This window comes from Planktothrix tepida PCC 9214, from assembly GCF_900009145.1.
Taxonomy (GTDB): Bacteria; Cyanobacteriota; Cyanobacteriia; order Cyanobacteriales; family Microcoleaceae; genus Planktothrix; species Planktothrix tepida.
Window position 1 is genome coordinate 1 of record NZ_LN889784.1, and the last position, 5667, is coordinate 5667.

Sequence of the window (5667 nt, forward strand, 5' to 3'; positions counted from 1 at the left end):
GGGAACAGGGAACAGGGAACAGGGAACAGGGAACAGGGAACAGGGAACAGGGAACAGGGAACAGGGAACAGGGATAATACTTTTGACTGTTTCATATCAGTTGTAAATTATCACAACCTATTTGGGATTGCTATATTTGGGATTGCTATAGTCTTTATGAAAATTAGCAATTCTTAATTTAACGGCACTCATTCTATTACTTAAAATGAGCAGCAAAGCCCATCCAACCTTTATAAAAAATCCCTGGTAAACCAGGGAAGATCACAAAATCAACACTAACAACTGATAACTAACAACTGATAACTAACAACTGATAACTGATAACTGATAACTGTCTACGCCCCACCCCGCAATTTTTCTAAGACACTGCGATCTTGTAACGTAGAGGTATCTCCCGTAATTTCCTGACCCGATGCCAACGAACGCAATAAGCGTCGCATAATCTTCCCAGAGCGAGTTTTCGGTAAATCATCCGTAAACCGAATTTCCCCAGGACGAGCTAAGGCGCCAATTTCGCTGACAACGTGCTTCTTGAGTTCCTTGGCTAACTCATCGGAGGCTTCTTTCCCTTCCTCCAAAGTGACAAACGCCACAATATCCTCACCTTTAATTTCATCGGGTTTCCCAACCACCGCCGCCTCAGCCACCGCCGGATGGGACACTAACGCTGACTCAATTTCCATCGTCCCTAAACGGTGTCCCGACACATTGATCACATCATCCACCCGACCCATGACCCAGAAATAACCATCTCGGTCTTGATGGGCTCCATCCCCTGCAAAATAAAGGTTTCCGCCATCTTTCGGTTTCAAATATTCCCAATAGGTGCGGCGGAAGCGATCGGGATCACCATACACCGTCCGCATCATTCCGGGCCAGGGATAACGCACCACCAAATACCCGCCACTTTCATCCGTTACGGGATTTCCTTCCGTATCCACAATATCCGCTAAAATGCCAGGGAAGGGTAAGGTTGCTGAACCGGGTTTCGTGGGGGTTGCTCCGGGTAACGGTGTAATCATAAACCCACCCGTTTCGGTTTGCCACCAAGTATCCACAATGGGGCAATTGCCGTTTCCAATCACGCGATGATACCACATCCAAGCTTCCGGGTTAATGGGTTCTCCAACGGTTCCTAACAGGCGCAGAGACGATAAATTACGGGACTTGGGATGATGTTCTCCCATCTTCATAAACGCCCGAATAGCGGTTGGTGCGGTATAGAAAATCGTCACCCCGTATTTTTCCACCACATCCCAAAAACACCCAGGGTTAGAACTACGCGGAGCCCCTTCATACATTACCGTTGTCGCCCCATTGGATAACGGCCCATAAACAATATAACTATGTCCGGTGATCCAACCGACATCGGCGGTACACCAATAAACATCGGTATCCTGTAAGTCAAAGGCCCATTTATTCGTAATGTGGGTGTAGAGGTTATACCCGCCTGTAGTGTGGACAACGCCCTTGGGTTTTCCGGTCGTCCCACTGGTGTAGAGGATGAACAGCATATCCTCACTATCCATCGGTTCGGCGGGACAGTCGGCGGATACTCCCTGTCTGAGATCATGCCACCAATGATCTCGTCCCGGTTCCATATTAATTTTTTGGGCGGTTCTCTGCACCACTAAAACGTTCTCAACGTTCTTCGCCCCTGCGTCAATGGCTTTATCCACTTGTTCTTTGAGGGGGACAATGGCATCTTTTCGCCAGCCTCCATCGGCGGTAATCACCAGTTTAGCTTCTGCATCGACTAAGCGATCTTTTAACGCTTCAGCACTAAACCCGCCAAAGACAACGGTATGGGGGGCTCCAATGCGGGCACAAGCTAACATGGCGATGGCGGCTTCGGGTATCATGGGCATATAAATGCCAATGCGATCGCCTTTTTGAACCCCTAACTGTTTGAGAACGTTAGCCATTTGGCACACTTCCCGATGCAGTTGCAGGTAAGTTAACGTGCGAGAGTCACCCGGTTCCCCTTCCCAAATTAAGGCGGCTTTATTTTTCCGCCAGGTTGTTAAGTGGCGATCTAAACAATTGTAAGAAATATTAATTTTGCCATTAACAAACCACTTAGCAAAGGGTGGCTGCCAGTCTAACACTTGATCCCATTTTTGAAACCAATGCAGTTCTGTTTCCGCTAATTCTGCCCAGAACGCTTCCGGGTTGGCTTTGGCTTTTTCATAGAGTTGTTTATACTCTTCTAAGCTTTTAATATGAGCATTCTGGGAAAACTCTGGTGTCGGTGCAAATAACCGATTTTCTTGCAAAATGGATTCTATCGTTGGTTGTGACATAATCAGTAATCAGTAATCAGTTATCAGTTATCAGTGTAAGAGTTAAGAGTTAAGGGTTAAGAATGGGCTTGATAATTCTTAACTTTACTGATTACTGATTAAGCTGTGTAGACATTTATAGCCTATAATTTAGTAAGCAAGGACGCTGGCACTACTTATATATAAAGATTTTTGAATCAGAAATTTAGATGCTTAACCGCTTACTGATTACTGTTTACTGATTACTAATTATGGAAATGATTGGTCAACTGTTAGATCGAAGATATCGAATTGTACAAGTCTTAAGTTCGGGAGCCTTTGGACAAACCTATCTGGCTGCGGATACCCGTCGTCCCGGTCATCCCCAATGTGTGGTTAAACAATTACGTCCGCCGAGTAATAATTCTAATGTCTTAAAAACGGCGTTGCGGTTATTTCGTCAAGAAGCAGAAATCCTAGAACGGTTGGGACGACATGATCAAATTCCCCAATTATTAGCTTATTTTGAAGATCATAATCAATTTTATTTGATTGAAGAATTTGTCAGTGGGCATCCGTTGATGAAGGAGTTAGTTCCGGGAAATCCTTGGTCAGAAGAACGAGTGATTTTATTAATTGAAGATATTTTAGAAATTTTGGTTTTTGTTCATGAAAACGAAGTGATTCATCGAGATGTTAATCCTTCTAATTTAATTCGCCGTAAATCTGATGATAAATTAGTTTTAATTGATTTTGGTTCGGTCAAAGAAGCCAGTACCCGACTTGCGGATGGAAATGGACAAGCGTTGCGAACCATAGCCACCGGAACGCCTTCTTATATGCCCATTGAACAGTTCCAAGGTCATCCCCAATATAATAGTGATATTTATGCTGTGGGTATGATTGCCATTCAAGCGATTACTGGGTTAGAAGCGTCTGATTTACCCAAATTACAAGATCCGAGCTTATCGAATAACGGAGAATTAAGTTGGCGAAATTATGCCAAAGTCAGTCCAGGATTAGCCCATGTGATTGATAAAATGGTTCATCCTTATTATAGCAAACGTTATGCAACGGTGATTGATGTTTTAGATGATTTAAGAAAAGCCACAGGACGTTCAGGGTTTAATATTAATAAGTTAAAAAATTTTCCCATCTATCAAGAGGAAAAACCACCGATTGAATGGGGTAAAATTATAGCGATCACGACCACGGGCTTAGTCGGTTTAATCGTGATTTTTGGAGTAGTGCAAGTTGCCAATCGTCCCGATCCAATTAAGGCGGAAAATGCCTTTAAAAAAGGGGTGGAAAAAGCAGAAAATGGAGATTCTAAAGGGGCAATTCGATTTTTTAATCAAGCGATCAAACTTAATCCTAGTAATCCCGAATTTTATCATAAACGGGCTAATGCCTACTATGACTTGAACGAATTTGATCAAGCTTTAGCAGATTATAGCAAAGCGATTGAACTCAATCCTAACTATACAAATGCCTACTTCAATCGAGGTTTAACCCGTTATGATCTCAAGGATTTATCGGGAGCTTTAGCAGATTTTAATCAAGTCATTAAACAACAACCTCAAGATGGAGATGCTTTCTATAAAAGAGGTTTAGTTTATTATGAGATGGAAGATTATGAAAATGCCATCCAAGATTATAATACGGTTTTAAAACTGCAACCTGAACAAGCAAAAGCTTATCGCGCCAGAGGAACTGCACGGGTAAAATCTGGGGATTTACAAGGAGGAATGGCTGATTATACCCAAGCTATTCAGATCGAACCTAAAAACCCGATTGGATATTATGATCGAGGTCGATCAAGATTTCATTTAGGAGATTATCAAGGCGCTTTAGGAGATTATAATACCGTCTTACAACTCGATCCCAATAATGCCGAAGCCTACGCTAATCGCTGTAGCGTTTATATTAATTTATGGAACTATAATCAAGCGATTACAGACTGTACTGAAGCCATTAACCGCAGTCCTAATGAAGTGGCTTATAATAACCGTTGTATTGCCTACTTAAACCTCAAAGATTATTCAAAAGCTATCGAAGATTGCTCAAAAGCAATTGAACTGACCGGGAATGATTATAAAGCTTATAGTAATCGAGGATTAGCTCATTTTGCGGCTCAAGATTATGAAGGATCAATTGCTGATTATACCAGCGGTATTAATATTAATCCGAATGATGCTGAAGCTTATGGAAATCGCGCTCAAGTTTATGTTAAAATGAAAAATTATGATCAAGCGATCGCCGATTATGCTCAAGCCATTCGTCTGAAACCTAATTATGCAGGCGCCTATTATGGTCGGGGATTAGTTCGGGTTGAAATTGGGGATAAAAGCGGTGCAATTAGCGATTTTGAACAGGCGGGAAAACTCTATTTGGAACAAGGCTTAACCGGGGGTTATAAAGATGCCCAGTTCCAAATGAAAAAATTAGAATAAGGGTGTTCGTCGAGTTTATCGACCAATCCGATTTTTAAAACCAGAGGCTTTAAATTGTTTGAGTTGTAAAGGTGGTTCCAGGTTAGAGGGAATTGAAATTCTAAATTCAAAATCACTAATCCCTGGAGGAACAGTATCAATGCTTCCTAAACGTCCTCGATTTTGCATTACGGGATTATTGGTTGCATCATAAATCCGACCAAAAATATCAGCATCGACAACGACTTTCCCCGATGTATTATTAGCTTTTCCCGTAATAATAAAACAGTAAGCATCTTGACTTGAACCACTGGAAACCGCACCTTCTGCCAATTCAGGGGGACAATCTTTATAACTTAAATCTTGGAGTTGAATGGGAATCAAAGCCCAAGCGGGAGGAGTCCAAAAGCTGGTAATTAAGAACCAGAAACAGGCGCCAACAATAACCGATAAAGTTCTGAATTTCATAGACTATAAAAAGGGCGATCAAACCCAAAATTGACGTAAAGGTTGAGTCTTTTTAGGACTCTAAATAGTGCTGTAGAGACTGACGCATGATTTCAACAGGAACAGGTTGCTGTAACCACAATTGTAAAGCGGCGGCTCCCTGCTGTATTAACATGGGTAGTCCATTTAAAATCATCGCACCTCTAGCGGCGGCTAAATTTAAAAATTCAGTCGTTCGAGGAATATAAATTAAATCATAGGCGATCGCACCCAATTTAATCTTGTCCATCACCGATGCTTCAACGGGAGACTCCTCAACGTGGGGATACATTCCCACGGGGGTCGTATTCACCAGTAAGTCGGTTTGAGGAAGTAAGCTGGATAATTGATCCCAAGGACAGGTTTTAACGCTAATTGCTAAGGGAGAGGTGATCCAACTGTGTTGAAAAGTCGCTAATTTCTGAGGGTCACGACCCACAATATAAATTTCCGTTATCCCTAATTCTGCACATCCAGCCACAACCGCC

General features: G+C 42.3%; 4 protein-coding genes. 1 reads left to right on the forward strand and 3 read right to left on the reverse strand.

What is annotated here, in order from left to right; translation table 11 throughout:
- Positions 1-335 precede the first annotated feature (335 nt).
- Positions 336-2303: an acetate--CoA ligase gene (gene acs, locus PL9214_RS10350; protein ID WP_072718758.1), complete on the reverse strand. Its 1968-nt coding sequence runs from the start codon at positions 2301-2303 to the stop codon at positions 336-338.
- A 230-nt stretch (positions 2304-2533) separates the two neighbouring features.
- Between acs and PL9214_RS10355 the strand changes: the two genes are divergently transcribed.
- Positions 2534-4714 carry a serine/threonine-protein kinase gene (locus PL9214_RS10355; RefSeq protein WP_083579966.1) on the forward strand — a complete coding sequence of 727 codons (2181 nt, stop codon included), beginning with the start codon at positions 2534-2536 and terminating at the stop codon, positions 4712-4714.
- A gap of 15 nt (positions 4715-4729) precedes the next feature.
- On the opposite strand, the gene PL9214_RS10360 is transcribed toward PL9214_RS10355, so the two are convergent.
- Positions 4730-5161: a hypothetical protein gene (locus PL9214_RS10360; RefSeq protein WP_072718759.1), complete on the reverse strand. Its 432-nt coding sequence runs from the start codon at positions 5159-5161 to the stop codon at positions 4730-4732.
- A 52-nt stretch (positions 5162-5213) separates the two neighbouring features.
- The coding region (locus tag PL9214_RS10365; protein WP_369325810.1) for a shikimate dehydrogenase family protein at positions 5214-5667 on the reverse strand (454 nt) is incomplete at its 5' end.